Below are 21,747 nucleotides of genomic sequence, written 5' to 3' on the forward strand. Positions count from 1 at the left end.
TGTTACCACCACCGAATAACACCAACAGGGAGATAAAACATTTTTTTAACTCTGTAACTAAAGCTACATAAAGAAACTGTGGTTTCCGCAGGGGGCCGGCATAATTTAGTGGTTTTTAACATTTGGTCTTAAGCCGTCCATAGAAGCGGGCTTTTTTATTAAAAAGTGCAAACAACTAACATTAACACACACAGGACTCATTTTTTTACTTTTATGAAATCAAAGTAAGACTTTAAGGTATATTTTCAATATTTTACAATCGATTTAAAGGCCATCAACCGATTTTCATCATTAATTCGTCCTTAAAAAATCGATACAAACACTATTCATACATGAATACCACAGGAAAAAACTTAATAATTGATCTGAAATGGAAAAATTACCATCCGGAACAATCCTTAAGTCCTGAAAAAACACATGTTTTCTCCATTCGGGCCAGCAGCCACTTCAAGAACATCAGGCGCAGTTATTCAGATTATTTATCAGAACGGGAACTGGGCAAGGTAAGCCGTCTGTTCAATAAAAAAGAACGCGAACGGTATATCGTGAGCAAGTATTTTCTGAATACCTTCCTGTCTGAACTGCTGCATACCTACCACCTGGAACCTGTCCTGTTGCGAAAGCGGGCTGAAACGAACCAGGTAAAATTCAGCATCAGTCATACCGAGGACCAGATTCTCATTGCCCTTGGTCAGGCGGCGGTCGGCATAGACCTCGAATTTATGAACCATGCTTTCGACTTTGAAAGTATATCGATTCACAGTTTCTCGAGCGATGAGATGTCTTATGTACAGCGGCAGCGAAACAATGCAGTTTATTTTTATGAGATCTGGACACGTAAAGAGGCACTTCTCAAAGCCTCAGGCAAGCGGGTCATCGAAAACATGAACCAGATCTGCAGCCTGCCCGATGTGGTCACCATGCCTGAAGGCGCATATAAACTTTACAGTTTCAAGATCAGCCGCAACTATGTGGCCAGCCTTGCACTCCCGCCCGGCGCCCCGCTGGCGTTCTGGAAATGCTGAACACAGCGCCGGGGTTAAGCGGCAATCGGGACTACAGGCACCAAAACAAATTTTACACAGCCATGTTAAGCTATAAGTAACAGCTTTAAGGCCGGAACAATAGCACATGATTCCCTACATGCTCATATGCCAAGCCATTCTGAATGAGGATCCTCATCCCGTTCACTTTCCCTTTATCAATCAACAATTCCTATTATGAACAAATTTAAACTCCTCGCGGGATTTCTTCTCGTTATCCTCAGCATTGCAGCCTGTAAAAAAGACAGCTCCGGCCCTGAACCAGATCCGTCTGAAGAACCCGGAAACGGCATTCCCGCCTCGTTCAGTTACCTGACAACCCACCAGGTAAACGTCAGCATCCAGTTGCTGAGCAACAACAACCAACCTGTGGCGGGCGCCGTTGTGACTGTGGTCGCCGCAGATGCTCCTGAAAAGACTTTTATGAAGGGGGTCAGTGACGGCGCCGGTTTTGTAAAAGGTGTCATCAGCGTTCCCTCTTACCTGGATACGATAGCCATCTTACCTAAGTACACCGGCCTGCTCAACGAGGTGAGGTCGGTGATTAAGGGAAAATCAACAGTAAATATTGTAATTGGGGGTGAAAACGGATTAAGCGGCGATGTTGTGATCAGTTCAGCCAATTCTGCCATGGCAAGCCTGGAGAAATTTCGCGGTGATGCCAGCACACAGGGTCTCTTCGGCACCGACTACGGCTTTCCCTCTCCCTACACCAGCGCGGCCGATGCCGTCGTAAATACCAGCGAGTACCCTTTCAGCCTGGGCAGGCCAAAATACCTGTCCACGACATCCGACGTGATCGATGCAAGCCTGTTATCTTATATCAACGCCTCTATCCCTGAAGGACTGCCGCTGACGCAGACGCATCCTGAATACTTGACCAGTACAGTACAATCAAACATCGTGGTAACACAGAACGATACCGAGGTCTTCATCACTTTCGTCTCAGAAGGCGCAAGCTACCGGAATTCCTTGGCCTGGTATAGTTATCCGACCAACAATCCGCCCACGCAGGCATCCGGATCATCATTGGTGGGGGCCATAGATGCCGTTACATACGTATTTCCGAATGCTTCTGCCTATGGCTCGTCTGGCGGTCTCAGAACAGGAAACAAGGTAAGTTTGGGCCGGTTCAATGCCGGAACAACCGTCGCGCTGGTATTGATACAGGACGCCTGGAGCGCCAGTTCGGGCGTCTCGTACACCAATACCAAGTTCTACACAGACAGTCGTTTCAACCCTGAAAGCAACACATCCCTGCGGAAACATTCGGTGATGCTGTACGACAGCAGGCATAACCTATTTCTCTTCGGATTTGAAGATATCAACCGCACATCGAGCTCAGACAATGACTTTAACGACCTGGTTGTTTATGCCTCTGGCTCCCGCGCAGGATCCATCTCGACAACCAACGTGGCGCTGATCGACACACGCGTGGACAGCGATGGCGATGGCGTCGAGGATGACCTGGACGAATTTCCGAATGACGCAGCCAGGGCCTACACCAGTTATTATCCTTCGGCAAACAGCTGGGCAACACTTGCTTTCGAAGACAACTGGCCAAACCAGGGTGACTATGATGTGAACGACCTGGTGGTGAACTACCGCTACACCTATGTCAGCAACGCGGGCAACAACGTGGTCGAAATGACGGGCGACTTTCAGCCCATTGCGGCAGGTGCCGACTTCAAAAACGGCTTTGGTGTTCAGCTTCCTGTTGCATCCAGCGCCGTGGCATCGGTGAGCGGCCAGAGTCTGACCAATGGTTACGTAACCCAGGCGGCTAATGGCGTTGAAGCGGGTCAGGCACGGGCTGTCATTATTCCATTTGACAACCACGAAAACCTGCTTAAAAACGCTGACGGAAGCCCGCAGGTCAATACCGACCCGTCTAAAGCAAAAGCTACAGGCAGCATTGCCAGCGTAACGGTCAGGTTCACATCACCCGTCACCACGGCAGCACTGGGCACGGCTCCCTACAATCCCTTCCTGATCAGCAACCGCAGGCGTGCCTACGAGGTTCACCTGCCGAACAATGTGCCGACAGACAAGGCAGACAAGAGCCTCTTTACAACCGGAGCAGATAACAGCGCGCCTGCAACCGGCCGGTACTACCTGGATAAAAACAACTCGCCATGGGCACTGAACTTTGCCGATGCCTTCAGCTACCCTTCAGAGACCAAGTCCATCAGTTCCACCTACCTGCGGTTCCTGGACTGGGCCAAATCAGGCGGGACCAGCTACCTCGACTGGTATGTGAATACCGCGGCAGGTTACCGGCAAACGAATAACATTTATAAATAACCATGTTGAGAGCGCGTCAGATCAGACGCGCTCTTTTATTTTCTCCTGGCCTTTTCCCAGGCAGCTGATTGCTTGCCGTTCATGTAACGGATTATTCCGGCCAGTACGGCATAATTCATCATGCAAAAATAATACGGGATAAAGGCGGCCTTCACCTTCAGTTGCCGCTTTTCAAGGAGGTAGCCTGTATATGCAAGAGTATAGAAAGCGACCTGCGCCAGCATAAGCAGGTCATAAATGAGCCCGGCGCGCTGCCAGGCCAGGAAGCCGTTCAATATAAACACCAGGATGAGCAGCAGCGGTGTGATTGTCCAACGGAGTACGCGGTGACTCACATACTGAAAACTGAGCACCGGGTATTTGAAGGGCAGCAGCAATGCCTTAAGGCGAACCACAGATTGAATGCCACCGGCGGCAATCCGAACTTTGCGTTTCAGTTCCTCACCCACATCGGCAGAGGCGCCTTCCATGGCATATGCTTCAGGTTCATAGACAATGCGGTAGCCTGCACTGGCGATGTTCATGGAGATCATGAAGTCATCTAGAATGGTATCGGCACGCACGGGCACATACAGCGAACGTCTTACGCTAAACAGTTCGCCGGCCGCCCCGACCACAGAATGCAGTTCGGAATCCCACTGTTTCAGTTTCGATTCATATTTCCAGTAAAACCCTTCGCCAGCAGCGCTGGCATCGTCTTGTTCTTCCATCATGACGCGTTTTTCTCCGGCTACCGCTCCAACCGCTGCATCGGCATAGTGGCGGCAGATTTTAAGCAATGCTTCGGGGTTTAGAAACGTGTTCGCATCGGTAAAAGCAACAACTTCAGTATCGACCTGTTCCATGGCCCGATGAACGGCTGCAATTTTGCCGGCACGGCCAGGTTTGTGCAGGAGGCCAATCTGTGGGAAAGAGCGAATCACCGCATCGCTGCCATCTGTTGAGCCGTCTGTAACGAAAATAAACTTTAATTTTCCAGCAGGATATTGTAATGCGAGGGTATTGGCAATTTTTTGCTGCAGCAGGCCCGTCTCATTGTACACGGCCACGATCAATGTGCAGGAGGGCAGATCATGAAACGCCGGCTCTGGCGGTACCCGCCTGCCTGCCAGCAGCCGCCGTACTTTCAGCAGAATAAAAAGCAATACGCCATAACCCACATAGGTATATACGATCAGAAAGAGAGCTATCCAGAAAACTATTTCCATGGTTTTTTATTTCAGGTCAAAACCGAGTTTTGTACTGTCGCGCCGTTGTGTGAGGTTCCACCACACTGCCCGCCAGAACACGGCGATAAATGCAGTGTCGCCGTTTTTCAGATAAGCGAAGGTATTTCGCATCGCCACAAAGGTGACAAAATAAAGCCAAAAAAAAGTGCGCTGCAAGCCGCCGGCGTTCCGCCTGATAAACAGAATCCGGTTGCGGTTCATGAAATATTCCTTTAAAGCACTTTTCTTGCCTACCGCCAGCGACTCTTTATGAAAAATCAGCGCACGTGTGTTCAGCATGATCTTAAAGCCCGCCTGGCTGATCCGGTCGCACCAATCCATTTCCTCGTAGTATAAAAAGTAATTTTCAGCCATCATCCCTGCGCGCACGAGCGCCTGCCGGCTTACCATCATGGCGGCGCCGTGCACGAAACCCGTTTCACCTTCATAATTGTCGTACTGCCCTTTATCGACCTCCCACTGCCCGATGCAGCGGTTCCGGCAGGTAAAATAGTTCATCGGTGTGAAACCTGCATACTGTATAATTTCCTTCTCGTCGTAGTACCTGATCTTCGGCGATACCATTCCTGCCTGCGGATTACGTTCCAATGTGGCGATCAACTGGTCGGCCAGCCCAGGGGTAAATTCAGTATCATTGTTGACCAGGAAAAGATATTTGCCGGTTGCCTGCCTGATTCCCAGGTTATTTCCACCTGCAAAGCCCAGATTTTTTTCTGAACGGATAAATTGAATATCTTTGTTTAATAACTTAAATTGTTCGACGCTTTCAGGCCCGCTGCCATTATCGACCAGGATCAGTTCATAACTGCATTCAGGAGCACAGGCTGAGATCGAATCCAAAAGTTGAAGCGTAGCTTCAGGCTGGTTGTAGTTAACAGTGATGATAGATAAAAGAGGCATGAATCAGGCTACAGATAAGAAAGCCTGAAATTAGTACATTTTGGCGAAGAACGATAAACTTTCAGATGATTTAAACCGCCTCCGGCATCTTGATGATGACGGTGAAGCGGTACATCGAAAACTTGATGAATTTATTAATTTACTGGAGGCCAGTGACCTGGACTCTGAAAACATAAAAAAACTAAAGTCAAAGCTTGACCAGGCTTTGGAAACCAAATTGAACAACAAGAGCCTTGTAAAAGAAATTCAGCGCATGTCTATGGGTGGAGCTAACCTAGAAACCCTCGACCAGCTTGAGTTCCTGCTTACAAGCAATCACCTCGATTCGCGCGAAGCAAAAAAAATCCGGTTGAACGCGCGGGTCGTGAACGTATTCAGGCTTTTTGTAGGTATCTTGCTGATAACACTTGGTTTCGCGATGATCGTCATGCCGGCTCCGCCTTATTTTGAAATGTTCACCATTTTTTATTTTACGGCCGATGACGGTTTTACGCTGATGGACCTGATCAGTCTGATTATCGTTGCTACAGGTATTTTTATAATGATCAGGTCACTGATAAATACGAAGATCGATGGATAAAAACATTCTTCTGGTTGATGATGATATCATTCAGCTGAAGCTGTATGAGCGGCTGCTGACCAACCATGGCTATTCCTGCGCCACGGCCCTCTCTGTAGATGAGGCTGAAAAGATACTGGAAGACCGCATACCCGACCTGATCATTTCTGATTACGAGATGCCTGATAAGAATGGTTTCGACTTCAGAAAGCGGCTGCTTCAAAACAAGCAGCTGCGCAACGTTCCCTTCCTGTTTCTGACCTCGGTAAACGACGAGCATTTCATTCAGCAGGGGCTTGATCTGAAAGCGATCGATTATATGGCGAAGGATATTCCACCCGCGCGCATCCTTTCCAAGATCAACAACCTGATGCTCGCGGTACGGGAACATTATGAACGGTCGCTCAGCGAATTGAAGGAAATTGCCGAAAAACTGAATCTGCGCAATATTCCACGCAAGGCCCCTCAGCTTCAAAAATTCAGCATCAACTATTACAGCAAGTTTTACCAGGACCAGCCAGGGGGCGATTTTATTGACTTTGTGCGCGTAGACGACCGCTATACCTTTGTCATTCTTGGCGACGTAATGGGCAAACGCTGGGGCGCCTGGTTTTTCTCCTTCAGTTTCCTGAGTTACATCCGCTCGGCAATCAGGCTTTGCGTGTATAATGAGAATTACTCACTGTCTGAAATCCTGTCAAAACTGAATAAAGTACTGTTTGCAGACGAGTTGCTGGAAGATATATTCTCAACAGTAAGCATCGTGTTGCTGGACGATCAGGAAGGACGCGTGCTGTACTCTGGTGCCGGAGACCTGCCCATCCTCAAATTCGACAACCACGAACAGGGATTGCACAGTTTCCAGTCGTCTGGTATTCTGCTGGGCTTTACCGAGCAGTTTCCGTTTGATGAGACCGAGATCGTGATGGAGCGTGGCGAAGAACTTTACATGATCTCAGACGGCATGATCGATTTTGAAATGAACGGCCAGAAAAAATCAGACCTCGAGTTGTTTAAAGGCAAACTTCTCGGCCTCAAAGTCAAAGGTGTATCGACCGAAACCATCAAAGACCAGTTATTCAATAAAAACCAGGCCCAGGTAGACGACTGCAGCATCATCATTATTAAACGCAAATAACATGAACTTAAAAAAAGAAAAGATCAACGACGTTTTATTGATCACGATCGAGGAACGCGAGGCCAACCTTTCTAAAGCGGAAAGTTTCAAGGATAAGGTTCTGCAAGACATCCAATCCGGGGAAACACAGCTTGTCATATCTTTCAAAAACGTCACCTACCTGGACAGCAGTTTTCTTGGTGCCCTGGTCGCGATACTGAAGAACCTGTTGCCCTTAAAGGGCCAGCTGACACTAACCGAGCTCAACGAGGACATCCAGAACCTTTTTGAACTGACACGTCTCGACAAAGTTTTTGTCATCAAAGACTCTCCAGAAACTGCCACGTCCTGATTTGATGAATCACCTCCCTATTTCCATCCCGATTGAAATTCCTGAAACTGCAGACGGACTATACCAGGTAAGCAGCAGTGTGCTGGAAAAACTGCGTAGCTATGGCGTTCACAACGCAGGTTTATTGCGAAAGGTGCGGCTCGTCCTTATTGAAATGGCGACCAATTTCCTAAAACACGTAACCGATGCACGCGCCCGGATGCTGGTAACGCTGGATGTGGAACAGCTTACCATCTGCAAGACTTATACAGGTTCGCCGCTCAGATTTTTCTGCGAAGAAGCCGGTTTTCCCTTTCCCGCCGGCACCACGGAACTGCACATCAGTTTTGGAAAAAACAATAATCACCTGATCGCCGTGCAGGGCCCCTATTCGTTCAGGTTTCTGAATCCCCTGGTCGACGAGACGTCGATCGAACTGCTGCCCGAAAGTTATGGCCTTTCTATTATTACGCATGCAAGCGAGCGTTTTGTTTATGCTTACGAACCGCAGACGCACCGCAATGAATTCATGGCCGTTCTCAACATAACCGGTTCCTAGCCGGAAGTTTACCAGAAAACGCCGTTTCGCGCAAGTTGGCCCGGCTTTCCGGTTTTTGGATGCGATGCGGAGATTCCCCAATTGCAGCATCAGTGGAAATAAAAAAGGGAAAAAATTTCCCCACAATACCAACAACAAAAAATTAAAAATTTATTTATAACACTGGTTTTCATGAAATTACGATAATTATTACCCAGTTCATAGGCGCAGGCACCATTCTTTCATTTTAGTGCGTACACAATACACGTATCCCCCTAAGAAAATGAAGAAACTATTACCAATTCTCCCTGTCCTTGCCCTATTTGCAGTGACGTCCTGTAAAAAGCAGGCCGGCCCGGAGGAGACATTACCCAACAACACCGAAAAAGCGGCTCCAGATGGTTTCGCATACAACACAACCCGCCAGATCAAGGTGAACGTGCGGCTGCTTACCCGCACCAACCAGCCTGTTGCTAAAGTGCTCGTTTCCATTTACGGAATGGAAACACAAGCCAAAGGCACAGCCCTGACCACGGTCATGAGTGATGAAGATGGTTATGTAAGAACTACGCTTAACGTACCGACAGCAATGAAAGAGGTGGTTATTGACCCAGCCTACGTAGGTTTGGCGCGTTTTGTTCAGGCTTATATAGGCGGAGACCAGTCGGTTAGCGCAATCATTGGCGGCCCTACGGGTTATTCCGGAAACATCAGCCTGCAGAAAACGGCAGCAACCGACGTTCCGCTGAAATCTGCTTCGCCCCTGACCGCGGCCACACAATATGTGTATGACAAAACTAAATTTGACAACCTGGGCAGACCGCTGGTACGTGAGGCAGTAGATAACATTGACTTTGCAAGCCTGATGGAGCAGATCAACCATACGTTGCCTGAATCGAAGGTGGCACAGGAAAAATACCTCGCTACTGAAGCGCCAACCGATCTGACGATCACCAAAACTGCAGATGTGTGGATCACGTTTATCCACGAAGGCGCCGATTACCGGAACTCGCTGGGGTATTATACCTATCCGACCGGGCAGAAGCCACGCACCGAAGCTGACATCAGTACTGTACACCTCGTATTGCCGAATGCATCGCTGGCAGGCGCCCGCGGCGAAGGCAGCATGGTTCAGGGCGATAAGGTCAAGATCGGCCGTTTTGCACCTGGAACCTCGATCGGCTTCGTGCTGCTGCAAAATGCTTACAGAAACGATGGATCTGTTGACTTCAACGCACAGAAGTTCTACACCAACGAAGAACTTAACCCCGAGAACGGTAAACTGAAAAGACACAATGTATTATTGAACAATTCAGGCCAGAAGACATTTATTGTTGGCTTTGAAGACATTAACCGCACCGCCGGACAAGGCAGCGACCAGGACTTCAACGACCTGATGTTTTACGCGCAGTCAAACCCGGTAGAAGCCATTTCGCCTGAAGACATTCCTTTTCTTGACGATAAAATTGAAGACACGGACGGCGATGGTATTCCTGATGAAAGTGACGCCTACCCGAACGATCCTGAACGTGCTTACAACCGGTATTATCCAAGCGAATCTGTTTGGGGTACACTCGCCTTCGAAGATCAGTGGCCTATCGTTGCCGATTATGACATGAACGACCTGGTGGTAAGCTACCGGTACAAGTTCGCCATCAGTGCCAGCAACAAGGTAAAAGACCTTACTGCAGAATACAAACCGCTTGCAGCCGGCGCGAGTTTCCAAAACGGATTCGGCGTGGCACTGACCGGCCTGGCTCCGTCGCAGGTCGCCGCCGTTACCGGAAGCAGCATTTCTGCCGGAAGTTACATTCAGCTGGATGCCAACGGACTTGAAAAAGGACACAACGAAGCGGTCATCATTGCATTTGATAATTACAGGAATCTATTCGGAACAAATGCGACGATGGTGAACACACAAACCGCATCACAGAAAATTACAGGCAGTCCGGTTACCCTGAACATCCTGTTCAGTACGCCGCAAAGTGATGAATTCACAGCCTCTGCACCTTTTAACCCGTTCATGATCAGCAAACTGGAACGCGGCAGAGAAGTGCACTTGGTTAATTACAAGCCAACGGCTCTAGCCAATACGGCCTTGTTTGGCAAAGAAGGCGATACTTCGAACCCTGCAACCGGCAGATTTTACATGACTGCAGATAACAGGCCGTTTGCCATCGATATTTATGGTTCATTTCTTTACCCTGTTGAGACCAGGTCCATTTCGTCTGCCTACCTGAATTTTGATGCCTGGGCAAGGTCCGGCGGAGCATCGTTTGCCGACTGGCATTACAACACCGCGGCCGGCTACCGGAATCATGCGAACATTTACACCAAGTAATATCCACTTCTCATATCATCAAGCGGGACAGCATTGTCCCGCTTTTTCGTTGCCGTTTTTTGCGGTTCCGTCCCTTAGCTCAGCGTTGCGTATCTGGAAAGAATACAAAAGAAACCAAACAATGAGTGTAAATCTGTAACTTAGCGCACCGCCATGTCAATGCAACAAGATACCATATACATCGTCATCGCAACAGACAACCACTACGCCATTCTCCTGGCTGCATTATTAAAGTCTGTTGAGCAGAACCACACATCCGGAGAGCGGATCGAGTTTTACATTATCGATAACGGCATCACAAGCGAAAACATCGCCAAGCTGAAAACCATCCTGAATCCGGAGGCGTATGGCCTTCATTTCTGCAACATGAAGTCGGTGTTGCCGAAAGACATGGTGCTGCCGGTTGATGGTTCAGCCCTGCCCTTCGTAGCATACATGCGGATGTTTGCCCCTTACATTATTCCGCCGGAGGCTGAAAAAGTCTTGTACCTGGATGTGGACATGATCGTGGTAACCGATATTTCAAAACTTTGGCATACCGATATCGGCGATTACATGGTAGGCTGTGTGCAGGACCACTCTCAGGTTGTGAGCTGTGAATGGGCGGGCATCAGAAATTATGCCCAGTTGGGCCTGTCGCCTGACACCAAATATTTCAACAGCGGTCTGCTGCACATAAAAACAAAAGCCTGGCGCGAAGCAAATATTCCGGAGCAGATTATACGCTGCAGTGAAGAAAATAAAGAATACCTGAGCCTGGCCGATCAATACCCGCTAAACGTGGTGTTTGCCAACAAGTGGTTCGAGCTTGACCCGCGCTGGAACTGTAAGGCTATCCTGGACATCAAGGACCCCTATATTATGCATTTTATTGATATCAAGCCGATCTACAAGTCATATAATGGCAGCAAATATTACCAGGATACTTTCTACAAATACCTCGATATGACGCCATGGGCCAATTACAGCCCCGTTAGCAATTACATCAGGTTATGGAGAAAGGTCTATTACAAACTGGTTAAGGCTTCAAGCAAAATGATCAACAAAAAACGCGGCTAAGCGGATTGTAAGGCACGTTACGCGGGCTACTTCGAATGAAACAGGAAAACATCACCATCTTATCGGTCTCAGACAACAAACTCGCCGTCATGCTTGCGGCCCTCCTGAAGTCTGTCAGCGATAACCACCACAGCGGCGAACACATCGATTACCACATTGTCAGCACGGGCATCAGCCGGCGCAACATCACACGCCTGGAAAAGTCTGTCGATCCCGACAAGATCACCATAATCTGGCACCAGAACCGGGATGTGATTCCTCAGGGATTCAACTTCCCACTCGATAATACGATTTATCCCATCACAGTCTTTACCAGATTGTTCGCGCCTCATTTCATTCCTGAAAAAGTCAAGCGGCTGCTCTATCTGGACGTTGACATGATTGTACGCAAAGACATTTCTGCTCTTTGGTATACAGATCTGCAGGGCAAACACATTGCAGCTGTTCAGGATCCTATGGAGAGTTTCGGGGGCCGGCAATGGGCGGCGGTGAAAAACTTCCGCGAACTTGGCTATCCTCATGAAACGCCTTATTTTAACAGCGGCCTGCTTATTATGGAGCTCGATTTCTGGCGAAAGACCAATGTAACTGACCAGGTCTTTGAGGTGGTCAGAAAGAACCTGGAACACATCACTTATGCGGATCAATACGGGCTGAATATTGTTTTTGTAAACAACTGGCACAAGCTGGACCACCGTTGGAACGTGTACGCCACTGAGGAGATGGACGACCCCTGGCTGATCCACTTTATCATGGTAAAACCGATCTACGAGCATTATTATTTCAGTAAAAAATACGCGAGCGAGTTTTTTGCCTACCTGGAAAAAACGCCCTGGAAAGGGTTTACCCCGCGCAGCAGGCTTCGCGCTTTTATAGAAAAGGTGAAACTAAAACTCTGGAAAAAAGTTAAAAAGATAACCGGTTAACATCATCCTACGTCTGATCACTGTATATGCCAGCTCAACACTACGAAAATATCGCTCTTCTCGTTACCATTTATAACCGTTCAGCATCGCTGGAGCGGCAGTTACTGGCCTGGGAACAACTTGGTGTGAGTTTCGGCGAGATCGTCGTGTCTGACGACGGGAGCAAACCTGAGCACCTGGATAAGGTGAAAGCGCTTCAGGAACGTTTTCGCTTCAGGTTGATCACCACACCGCAAAACAAAGGACTGGGTAATAACATCAATAAGGGACAGGATGCCGTAACCCGGCCCTATACTTTATATGCGCAGGAAGATTTCGTACCGAAACCTGCCTTTACCGAACATTTCAGGGATGCATTTGAACTGCTTGAGGCCGATGCTTCCATTGACATTGCGCGCCTGTTTGCGTACTATCCCTACCCTTATACAAAGCCCTATGCCAGGGGTTTCGATGAACTGGTGTTTAAATGGTATTATCCCGGTTACCCGAAATTCCATTATTACAGCGACCACCCGCACCTGAGGCGAAGCAACTTTCTTGAAAAATTTGGGCGCTACCGTGAGGGCGAGAATGTGAACATCACCGAATACACCATGACCATTGACTTTCTGAAAAAGAAGGGCAAAGCCATTTTGTTTCACGACGTATATGCGCTTTTCGATGAGATGAATAACGCCGACGAGCCGAGCACCGCTTCTTACAGGCCCGACTGGCGCACCAAAAACAATATCTTTGTTCGCGCGCTCCGGAAAATATTCCTTCAGTATAAAGTTGCAAAATGTTATAAGGACCTTTATTTTTAATATTCCGGCTCAATACATCTCCCTGTTACCGGTCAGGGGAACAGTAAATTCCGACTTCAGGTATGAAGACACAAAAAAATCATTTCCCCGACATCAGTCTGCTCGTTACGCACTACAACAGGCCTGCATCGCTCGAGCGGCAGTTGCAAGCCTGGGAAGACCTCGAATGCAGCTTTGGCGAAATTGTCGTGTCTGATGACGGCAGCCAGCCGCAAAACCTGCAGGCGCTTCAAAACCTGGCCGCAGGTTATGGCTTTGTCCTGGTTACTACGCCGGTAAACCGCGGCTTGGGCAACAACATCAACAAGGGGCAGCGTGCGGTATCCAGGCCGCTCACCCTGTATGTGCAGGAAGACTTCGTACCGCTGCCGGCTTTTCCGCCAAAACTCCTTTCTTCTGTTGCCTGGATGGCCGAGGATCCCTCGCTGGATATGGTGCGCTACTATGCCTACCAGCGTTTTCCTTACCTAGAACATTTTCGCGACGGTTTTTCAGTCATGAAGTTCAATGCCCTGAATATTCTGGGCAGTTATAAAAAGTTCTACATGTACAGCGACCACCCGCACCTGCGGCGCAGCAGCTTTATGGATAAATTTGGCAGCTACAAGGAAGGTGTTAATGTAGAGAAGGCGGAATACAGCATGATGATGTCTTTTCTGAAAAAAAACGGAAAAGCCTTATTTTACGAGCGGTTCGAAGACCTTTTTGAGCAAAAAAACTCGAGCGACGAGCCCAGTACGTTTGAACGCGACTGGCGTCGGCACCCGACAAATTTACCGATCCGTATAGCCAGGCACCTGTACAGGCACCTCAGGTTTAACTACAATTATTTTTTAAACTGATGTCGATTTTTAACCTTCCAGCCTGGATCAGGCCACACCTGTACACAGGGAAAAATTATGACAGCCTGACTGAGGCAGACATAGCAGACCTGCGTGAGCGCCTGAAGCGCTTCCAGGCCGATGCGCCAGAAATTTCGGTCATGATACCCGCGTGGAACGAACAGAACAACATTTTCCGCACCCTTTCCTCGCTTGCGGCCAATACAACCGCCCGTGCCGTTGAGATCGTTGTTATCAACAACAATTCGACAGACAGGACTCAGGAGCTTCTGGACCGCATTGGCGTGCGCAACGTGTTGCAGCCCGAGCAGGGCACACCACACGCGAGGCAGCTGGGATTGCAGGTAGCGGGCGGAAAATTCCATCTGTGCGCCGATTCAGACACGTTCTATCCCCCTACCTGGATGGAATATATGGTCAGACCTATGGAACGGAACAGTGAAATTGTAGGCGTTTACGGCCGTTACAGCTTCATGCCCGGCCTGGGCCAGAGCCGGCTTCCATACTACCTGTACGAGAAGGTTGCCGGGTTGCTGATCCGGGTAAGGAAAAGAAACCGTGAACACATTAACTTTCTGGGGCTGAATATGGGCTTTGTGACCGAAGTTGCCCGGCGCACCACCGGCTTCCAGGTAAGCCAGGTCAGGAAGTTTGACAACGCGCTTGGAAGCGATTATTTTGTCGACGAGGCTGAAGACGGAAAGATGGCGGTGAACCTGAAGACCCAGGGGCGGCTGCAGCTGGTTACCGGCGACAAAACGCGGGCCTTTACCTCGTCCAGGAGGCTTATTGCAGAGGGCGGCATTGTGCAATCGTTTAAGAACCGGTTAAAATTGCATCTTAGCCGCGTTAGCGAATATGTAAAGGGATAATATGCTAAGAAACATCCTTAATAAAATTTTCAGCGCCTACGTGCGCCTGCGTTACGGCAAGATGCATTGGAGTTTACGGTACTACTACCGCGATACCTATTATTGCATTGCCGTTCAGGCAAAATACCTTTTGCGTGATTATATTTTCAAGCCAAAATACAAGGTCACATCGTTTGACGGGGAATTTGCCCCCGAGCTGCAATTTGCCCTCCCCTTCGCTTACTGGCATCACAAGAACGGTACGCTAAAAAAAACCGAGTCTTCTAAGTTTACCCGCGAGCTTTACTTCTTCTCGCCGGCGCATGAGGAAAAATATGACACCCGCCGTCCGGAGGGCAACTATAATTTCGAAATGCCAAGGATCCTGTACAGCCAAGATTATGACATGAATAAGTGGGCGCAGGTACCTTTGAAAGAGACGTACCAGAACAATGTATATGTCTTTGACAAGCCGGTGCTGGTCATTGCCAACCGCTATAACATGGAATGGGACGGCCCCCCGATCAGTTTTTTCAGCATTGAGCTGCTCGACCACATCATTTCTGAACTGAAAGACAGGTACACCATTATCTACAACCGGCCCCGCCCGCAAAACATTACCATGGACAACAGCGACATTTATGACATGGACGAGTATTCCTGGCTGGAAAAGACGCACCCGGAGGTCATTCTCCTGGAGAATCTCTGGCGGGAAAACCGGGCTAAGGCAAATAATTTTAACCACCTGCAGCTGCAGGTATACGCCAATGCATCAAAATTCCTGTCCATTCATGGCGGCACGGCAACGCTGGCGAGCTATTTTGGCGGTACCAATATTATTCTCAGTAAACAAGGCCCCGAACATCATTTCGGCTGTTACCATAAACTGTATCCGAAGTTTTCCGGAGCTCAGATTTTGCATGCAAAGAATGATGATGAAGTCAAGCAATTTATCCGAAACTATTAAGCATAAGACAATCTGAACATGATCGGTGTAAAATTTAACGGCCGCCTGGGTAACCAGCTTTTTCAGTTTGCCTTTTTCTGCTACCTGAGATCGCGTGCGCCGGGCAAGATCATGTTTTTTGTCAACCCGCATCATTCCAGGATCGGCCAGTATTTCGACCTGGGTATGTACCATAACCTGACCATCAGTTCCAAGATCTATTCGGTTTTTGCCCGGACAATGGGGCATGTCCTGCCATTGAAACGAAATTACATCCAGAATATCCAGGTACCGCGCCATGTGGATCCCGTTAACGGCACCCTTTATACAGGTTTTTTTCAAACAGATTTTTATTACGAACACACGCCTGCAAGATTTAAACCGACATTTAAAATCAAGAAAAAATATACAGATCAGTTTGACACGCTCTTCGGCGAATCGTTCAGAAACAACAGGACCATTGTCGTTCACATTCGCCGAACAGACTACCTCACCTATTTGAAACGGGACATTTCCCTTCCCATCACCTATTTCAAAGCGCAGCTGGACAGCATAGAGAACCTGGATACCTACCTTGTTTATTTTGTAAGCGACGACATTGATTACGTAAAAAAATTCTTTGGCGAAAAACCGAATTTTATCTTTTCGTACAACAATGAGATCATCGATTTTCAGATCATCCTGAATGCCGACATCAAGATCATATCAAACAGCAGTTTTTCTTGGTGGGCGGCCTATCTCTCAGACAAAACGACAAAGATCATTGCCCCTAAAAATTGGATGGGCTTCAGGATCGGCAAAGAACATCCCAAAAAGGTTATGACCAAACGGTTTATCTGGCGGGATGTAATTGACACCGCGCAACAAGACTAACAATACAGGTGTTTAACACCGGCAGCTAAAAAGAAACTATGGCAACAACAATCACCCTGGTAAGTATATGTGACAACCATTATGCAGAAATGTTGTGTGCGTTGTTGAAGTCGATTGCCGAGAATCACCATACCGGCGAGCCTATTTCTTATTACATCATCGACGACCAGATCAGCACGGGGCGCAAAAAGCAGGTCGAACAGTCTGTCGCCGCACCCGACTTTACACTGAACTGGATTCCTCTGAAAAAGGCTATTCCTGCAAATGCCAGGGTACCGATTGACCTGACCATGTATCCCCTGAACATTTATGCCAGGCTTTTCATCAGCGAAACGCTGCCCGGACTGGAGCGGGTCATTTACCTGGATGTAGATACAATTGTAAATGGCGAGATCAGCGAACTCTGGAATACCGATCTGCAGGGCCGCATTGCCGGCGCCGTGCTTGACCCGCTCGGAACCTTTGACAACCCTGCAGGGGTAGGTAACTACCGGGAACTGGGTCTTTCAGGCAAGTCTCCCTATTTTAACAGCGGCGTATTGCTGCTCGACCTGAAAGCCTGGAAAGCCAGGAACCTGGGTGAGGAAGTACTTCGCATTATTTACGAAAACAGGCGTTTTGCTAAATTCCCGGACCAATACGGACTCAATGTGGCCCTGGCCGATAACTGGACGCCGATTGATCCTTCCTGGAACGCATTTGCCTCGTTTGAGTACCAGCAGCTGCCCAACCTGGTCCATTTCATTGCACAAAAGCCAATTTATGAGGACTACCAGGGTAATGTGCAATTCCGCGACCTATTTTACGGTTACCTGGGCCGCACCGCCTTCAGAGGATTCAGGCCGGCTGCGCGCAGCAACCGTTTTATGCAAAAGGGAACGCAGAAACTAAAAAAATTCTTCTTTAAACTGTTCGGCAGAAACTAAGTTATGATGTGGATTCAGGCATGCGTTTCCGGATGTACCTGTTCCAGAATTCAGGGTAAAAACGGTAGGCGTAAATAAGCGCATTGAAGGCGTTCACCCTGAGTTCCTTGTGCAGAATGGTTTGCGCTACGATAAAACCAAATACATTGGCGATCAGCGTGGAATACGCAGCTCCCATTACACCATAGCGGTGAATCAGGAAATAGTTGAGTACAAGCACGACGACTGCATTCAGGATCACAACAAAAGAGGTAACGCGTGTCTTACCGATCGAATCCATGATTACACCGAACTGCCTGCCAAATGGCCCGAAAATGCAGTACAGCAGCGTAACATTCAATATCGGAACTGCATTGGCATATTTGTCGCCCGCCAGCAGCCTGAGAAAAAAAGCATCGAAAACATAAATAAAAATCACCGCCGGGATGACCATAGCCAGAATAATGCCTACCGAGCGTTCATACAGGTATTTGATGGCACCTTTACCCTCGGTTTCAATGCGTTTGGCACTTTGCGGGAAGACAATGGTGGCCACGGCGTTTGTCGGGATGTCGATCAGGTTTCCGATGCGTACTGCAATGCTGAATGCTCCTGAAGCCACGGGCGAGATGATGCCAGCCAGCATCCATTGGTCTATGGTGCCCGCCAGAATCGAACTGACCCAGGTTGCAAAAGCGTATTTGCCATAGTGAAAAATGCGCAGCATCCAGCCCTTGCTGAAAACGTATTTGAAATGGATGTATTTACGGGTGTAAAACCAGGAAATGATCAGGCCCACGATTGTACAGAAGATTTGTACCCAGACAAGCGTCATTACATCGGTTTTCATATTCCCGAAAAAGACAACCACCAGGAAAAGACAAAGGATAATTTGCCTGACCGTGTTGCTTACAAACACGCCTACATACTTCAGGTTGGCCTGCTCTACACAATTGATCTGCGTGAGCACACCTGAGAAAATGAAGACAATGTTATACAGGTAAAACATGGGTTTCAGTTCGGGGGCATTCAGGGCATCGGCCAGGTAACCGGCAAACAGCAGATTAAGGATGATGCATACCAGAGTCAGGCTGCCGCTTATAGTCAATGTTGCTGAGAAAATGTGGTTGTGTTCTTTTGCATCGCTTCCCGACATGAACTTGATCAGGGCGCTTTGCACCAGCCCATTTCGAATAAACTCAAGAATGGTAATGGTCTGCATATACAATCCCCACACCCCGTAATCATGCTTATCCAGCAGGCGCACAAGGATAAAAAATATAGCAAGGCTCAGTATCGTTCCCGAGAAATTTTGAATCAGATTGATGAGACCCGATTTAATCCAGTAATTATCCTTGTCACTGCTCATTGGTAGATGGTTTTAGTCGCTTGCTCGTTATAGCAGTTGAGAACGCGTGTTTCGAAGATATAGAAATATTGTTTAAATCTGCCGCTTTTTCTTTTCCAGCGCCGTCTCTAAAAGCGCTGAGAACTCCTCCCCCCGGCGGGTCCATGTGTTTTCTTTCGCCACAGCCTGCCGGGCCGCAACATCGGCGGGTTCGCGCAGGGGAAGCACCTTGCGAATGGCGTCTGAAAACTCGGTTGCTGTACTGCAGAATCTTGCTTCGCCGTGGGTAAACTGCTGCAGGTCGGGGTTGAAGTCTGTGATTACCACAGGTTTACCTGCCCCGAGGTATTCAAATAATTTAAGCGGAAAAATGGTCGAACTTACCTCATCTTTCGCAAAGGGGATCATGCACACATCAAAGCCTTTCAAAACCGCCGGTATCTCGTCGTAGCGCACGGCGCCCGTGAAATGGACGTTCGAAAGCTGCTGCAGGCTGTCAGGAATGAAGTTCCCTTCTACCGGTCCCGCAAATACGAAAGACAGGTCCGCATTGCTGCGCGCCACCTCCTGCAGCAATGCAAAATCCATACGCCTTTCAATATTACCGAGATAACCGGCTATGGGCCGATTAATTCCTGAAAGCGAAGGGTGTAAAGCAAGTGCGGGGTCTGCTGCACGGCTGCTGTGACTAAAATCTGCCGCGTTGGGCACAAAATAAGTTTCAGGATTGAGCCGCTTGTGCTGTTCATAAAGCGCCTTGCTTGTGCAAATAACAAGATCGCTCGTTGCCACCAGTTCGCGTTCTGATTTCAGCCCATGCCGGCGGTCATACGGAACAATAATGGGATCAACCGCATGGTATACCTGCAAAGCTGGCCGGAGTAACCTGCCGATGGCCGGGTAGTGGAAATTGAAAGCATTGATAAAAATATACTCGCCGATATTTTCACGCCTGATCAGCTGCCTGATGCGCCTGACCACGCGCCGCTCATTTCTTCTGAGCAACAGCCTGTAGAGCCAGCCCTCCGGTAAAAAATTGATGGTAAGCACCGGCGGGCAGATCAGCACTTTGAGACCCGGCAGGTCTGTGTCAATCACACCTTCGGCCCCATTCCTGAAATGCGGTTTGCGCACCAGGAATTCAAGGCTGTCCTTCTGCCTCATGCAGTCGCGCGTGGTGAACGGATTGTCGATATAATAAACGGTATTGTGTTTGGCAAGTTCGCGGGCGATAGTATAATTTGTCGACGCAAGGCCGTCAAACTTCATCAGGCTAAAGATGAATATGGTTTTGTTCCTGAGCATATTGGTTAGCTTATGCCTGTATCGGGGCGGTTAATTGTTGTTGATCATCTAACTTTTTGCAAGCCACAATCAATGCGGCAGACAGGTAAAAAAGAATGTTATTCGGAAACTGTACGAGGGCCTCCTGCGGGTAATTTCCGATACCAAGCGCAAAAATGACCAATACCATGGCTAATGTGTACGTCTTGAGTTCCGGGTCGCGGATCAGGTAATAATTATTGATTCCCGTTCTGAGAATGATAAACATCAGTGTGCAGAAAATGATCAGGCCAACCCATCCCAACTCTACGGCGACGCGTACATAACCGCTATCCGGCGGGAAGTTGGCCAGAAAAGAATAAGGCGCGAAGCGTACACCCCAGACACCGGTCGCGCCAAGGCCGCCTCCAATCGGGTGGGTCAGGATATAAGGCTGTATACGTTTTTGGTTCATTTTCCGCACATTGAAAGAGGCATCGTCTGAAGGCGTAAACGCAGATTGAAAACGAACAATGGCGGGGTTGGAAGTTGGCAGCCGCACAAGCAGCAGGAAAAACACGCCGCCAATAACCGAAAAAATGAGAACGCGGCGGTTGTAATTCATAACCGCAAGCAAGACCATCGCTGCCGGCAGCAGCACATAAGCACCGCGCGTTCCGGAGAACAGCATGACGACCATAAACAGGGCCGCAAGACATGCAAGCACAATCTTTTTCCAGACAGGCAACCTACCAAAGATCAGCACGATACAGATAATGGTGCCAATAACCATGTTGTATGAAAAGGCTACCGGATCTGAAAAAATAGAGAACTTGCGCCAGTGGCCGTCAATAAACAGCAGGTTAGTGGTCAGTGGGTCGCTGATCGAGTTCAGTTCAAATTGAAAGAACCCAAACATCTCCTGCTTGATGGCGTAAAGGGCGGCGAAAAAACTAAGAAAAAGCCAGATCTTCAGGATCCAGCGAATAAACCAGACCTTGTCAACCTGGTAACAAAACACAAAAAAAAGCAGCATAACGGCCGCCACACTCCTGATTGTATACACCCAGGCCATGCGTGACTCAGCCACGGGGTTTGCTACCTGGACCAGGTTGTAGGTAACCCAGACAAGCACAAGAATCGAAATGGGTTGTTTCATAAAACTCCAGTCGGGGCGCTGCTTTTGCTTGATAAAAAAACCAAGAATAAGTAATGCCTCCATTCCGTCCATCAGCGTCCCCAGCGGAAAACTGATCACACCCATTCGAATTACCCACATCACCAGGAAAGCCATCACGATCAGCACCATGATGCCGAATTTAGGGCGGGTAACCACGAGGTACACAAGCGGAACGCCGGCCACCAGTGCACCGATGAGCCCTGCCCCTACAATGCCGAGCATACCGATCAGCGCAGACAGGACCAGGCCGCCAGCCACCAGGACCACGTAAAGTGCAGTATTTTTATCAGACAGGGTGCTTTTCATATAGATAGGCGGACAAACTGCTTGCGCAGGATTGCCCGGTTACAAAAACAGTATTTTAATAAAAAATGCAAACACACTGATAA

General features: G+C 48.5%; 20 protein-coding genes. 15 read left to right on the top strand and 5 right to left on the bottom strand.

The window, feature by feature from the left end; genetic code table 11:
• Positions 1-332: 332 nt before the first annotated feature.
• Together C7T94_RS12375 and C7T94_RS12380 are read left to right on the top strand one after the other, a co-directional pair.
• Positions 333-1,025, top strand: a complete 693-nt coding sequence (locus tag C7T94_RS12375) for a 4'-phosphopantetheinyl transferase family protein (RefSeq protein WP_107215622.1) — start codon at positions 333-335, stop codon at positions 1,023-1,025.
• A 195-nt stretch (positions 1,026-1,220) separates the two neighbouring features.
• On the top strand, positions 1,221-3,347 hold the full coding sequence (locus C7T94_RS12380; RefSeq protein WP_107215623.1) for an LruC domain-containing protein: 2,127 nt from the start codon (positions 1,221-1,223) through the stop codon (positions 3,345-3,347).
• 35 nt (positions 3,348-3,382) lie between these two features.
• Here C7T94_RS12380 and C7T94_RS12385 read toward each other — a convergent pair whose 3' ends face one another.
• Together C7T94_RS12385 and C7T94_RS12390 are read right to left on the bottom strand one after the other, a co-directional pair.
• The gene (locus C7T94_RS12385) at positions 3,383-4,555 is read right to left on the bottom strand and encodes a glycosyltransferase family 2 protein (protein WP_107215624.1); all 1,173 of its coding nucleotides are present in this window, start codon (positions 4,553-4,555) and stop codon (positions 3,383-3,385) included.
• Between the two features lie 6 nt (positions 4,556-4,561).
• On the bottom strand, positions 4,562-5,476 hold the full coding sequence (locus C7T94_RS12390) for a glycosyltransferase family 2 protein (RefSeq protein WP_107215625.1): 915 nt from the start codon (positions 5,474-5,476) through the stop codon (positions 4,562-4,564).
• A 40-nt stretch (positions 5,477-5,516) separates the two neighbouring features.
• On the opposite strand from C7T94_RS12390, the gene C7T94_RS12395 reads away from it, so the two are divergent.
• The 13 genes from C7T94_RS12395 to C7T94_RS12455 all read left to right on the top strand — a co-directional run bounded on the left by C7T94_RS12395 (position 5,517) and on the right by C7T94_RS12455 (position 17,588).
• Positions 5,517-6,056 (top strand): hypothetical protein, encoded by a 540-nt coding sequence (locus tag C7T94_RS12395; protein WP_107215626.1) that lies wholly within the window; start codon positions 5,517-5,519, stop codon positions 6,054-6,056.
• Positions 6,049-7,173 (top strand): fused response regulator/phosphatase, encoded by a 1,125-nt coding sequence (locus C7T94_RS12400; RefSeq protein ID WP_107215627.1) that lies wholly within the window; start codon positions 6,049-6,051, stop codon positions 7,171-7,173. Before C7T94_RS12395 ends, C7T94_RS12400 begins: the two co-directional genes overlap by 8 nt.
• Position 7,174: 1 nt before the next feature.
• A complete protein-coding gene (locus C7T94_RS12405) occupies positions 7,175-7,504 on the top strand; it encodes an STAS domain-containing protein (protein WP_107215628.1) in 330 nt (109 codons plus the stop codon).
• 4 nt (positions 7,505-7,508) lie between these two features.
• Positions 7,509-8,042: a hypothetical protein gene (locus tag C7T94_RS12410; RefSeq protein WP_204353272.1), complete on the top strand. Its 534-nt coding sequence runs from the start codon at positions 7,509-7,511 to the stop codon at positions 8,040-8,042.
• Positions 8,043-8,304: 262 nt separating this feature from the next.
• Positions 8,305-10,362 (top strand): LruC domain-containing protein, encoded by a 2,058-nt coding sequence (locus tag C7T94_RS12415; RefSeq protein ID WP_107215630.1) that lies wholly within the window; start codon positions 8,305-8,307, stop codon positions 10,360-10,362.
• A 153-nt stretch (positions 10,363-10,515) separates the two neighbouring features.
• Entirely contained in the window at positions 10,516-11,421 is a 906-nt protein-coding gene (locus C7T94_RS12420; protein ID WP_107215631.1) for a glycosyltransferase family 8 protein, read from the top strand.
• Between the two features lie 35 nt (positions 11,422-11,456).
• Positions 11,457-12,347: a glycosyltransferase family 8 protein gene (locus tag C7T94_RS12425; protein ID WP_107215632.1), complete on the top strand. Its 891-nt coding sequence runs from the start codon at positions 11,457-11,459 to the stop codon at positions 12,345-12,347.
• A 26-nt stretch (positions 12,348-12,373) separates the two neighbouring features.
• Complete coding sequence (locus C7T94_RS12430; protein WP_107215633.1) at positions 12,374-13,150, top strand: glycosyltransferase; 777 nt, start codon at positions 12,374-12,376, stop codon at positions 13,148-13,150.
• A 62-nt stretch (positions 13,151-13,212) separates the two neighbouring features.
• Positions 13,213-13,992, top strand: coding sequence for a glycosyltransferase family 2 protein (locus tag C7T94_RS12435; protein WP_107215634.1), 780 nt, complete (start codon positions 13,213-13,215; stop codon positions 13,990-13,992).
• Entirely contained in the window at positions 13,992-14,864 is an 873-nt protein-coding gene (locus tag C7T94_RS12440; RefSeq protein ID WP_107215635.1) for a glycosyltransferase family A protein, read from the top strand. Before C7T94_RS12435 ends, C7T94_RS12440 begins: the two co-directional genes overlap by 1 nt.
• A 1-nt stretch (position 14,865) precedes the next feature.
• Positions 14,866-15,810: a hypothetical protein gene (locus tag C7T94_RS12445; RefSeq protein WP_204353273.1), complete on the top strand. Its 945-nt coding sequence runs from the start codon at positions 14,866-14,868 to the stop codon at positions 15,808-15,810.
• 18 nt (positions 15,811-15,828) lie between these two features.
• The gene (locus C7T94_RS12450) at positions 15,829-16,662 is read left to right on the top strand and encodes an alpha-1,2-fucosyltransferase (RefSeq protein ID WP_107215636.1); all 834 of its coding nucleotides are present in this window, start codon (positions 15,829-15,831) and stop codon (positions 16,660-16,662) included.
• Positions 16,663-16,700: 38 nt separating this feature from the next.
• Positions 16,701-17,588, top strand: a complete 888-nt coding sequence (locus C7T94_RS12455; protein ID WP_107215637.1) for a glycosyltransferase family 8 protein — start codon at positions 16,701-16,703, stop codon at positions 17,586-17,588.
• A gap of 1 nt (position 17,589) precedes the next feature.
• Here C7T94_RS12455 and C7T94_RS12460 read toward each other — a convergent pair whose 3' ends face one another.
• From C7T94_RS12460 to C7T94_RS12470, 3 genes are all read right to left on the bottom strand, one after another.
• Positions 17,590-18,936 (bottom strand): flippase, encoded by a 1,347-nt coding sequence (locus tag C7T94_RS12460; RefSeq protein WP_107215638.1) that lies wholly within the window; start codon positions 18,934-18,936, stop codon positions 17,590-17,592.
• A gap of 72 nt (positions 18,937-19,008) precedes the next feature.
• Positions 19,009-20,220, bottom strand: coding sequence for a glycosyltransferase (locus tag C7T94_RS12465; protein ID WP_107215639.1), 1,212 nt, complete (start codon positions 20,218-20,220; stop codon positions 19,009-19,011).
• 10 nt (positions 20,221-20,230) lie between these two features.
• On the bottom strand, positions 20,231-21,664 hold the full coding sequence (locus tag C7T94_RS12470; protein WP_107215640.1) for an O-antigen ligase family protein: 1,434 nt from the start codon (positions 21,662-21,664) through the stop codon (positions 20,231-20,233).
• Positions 21,665-21,747 lie beyond the last annotated feature (83 nt).

Origin of the sequence: Pedobacter yulinensis (genome assembly GCF_003029735.1) — a bacterium.
GTDB classification, from domain to species: domain Bacteria; phylum Bacteroidota; class Bacteroidia; order Sphingobacteriales; family Sphingobacteriaceae; genus Pedobacter; species Pedobacter yulinensis.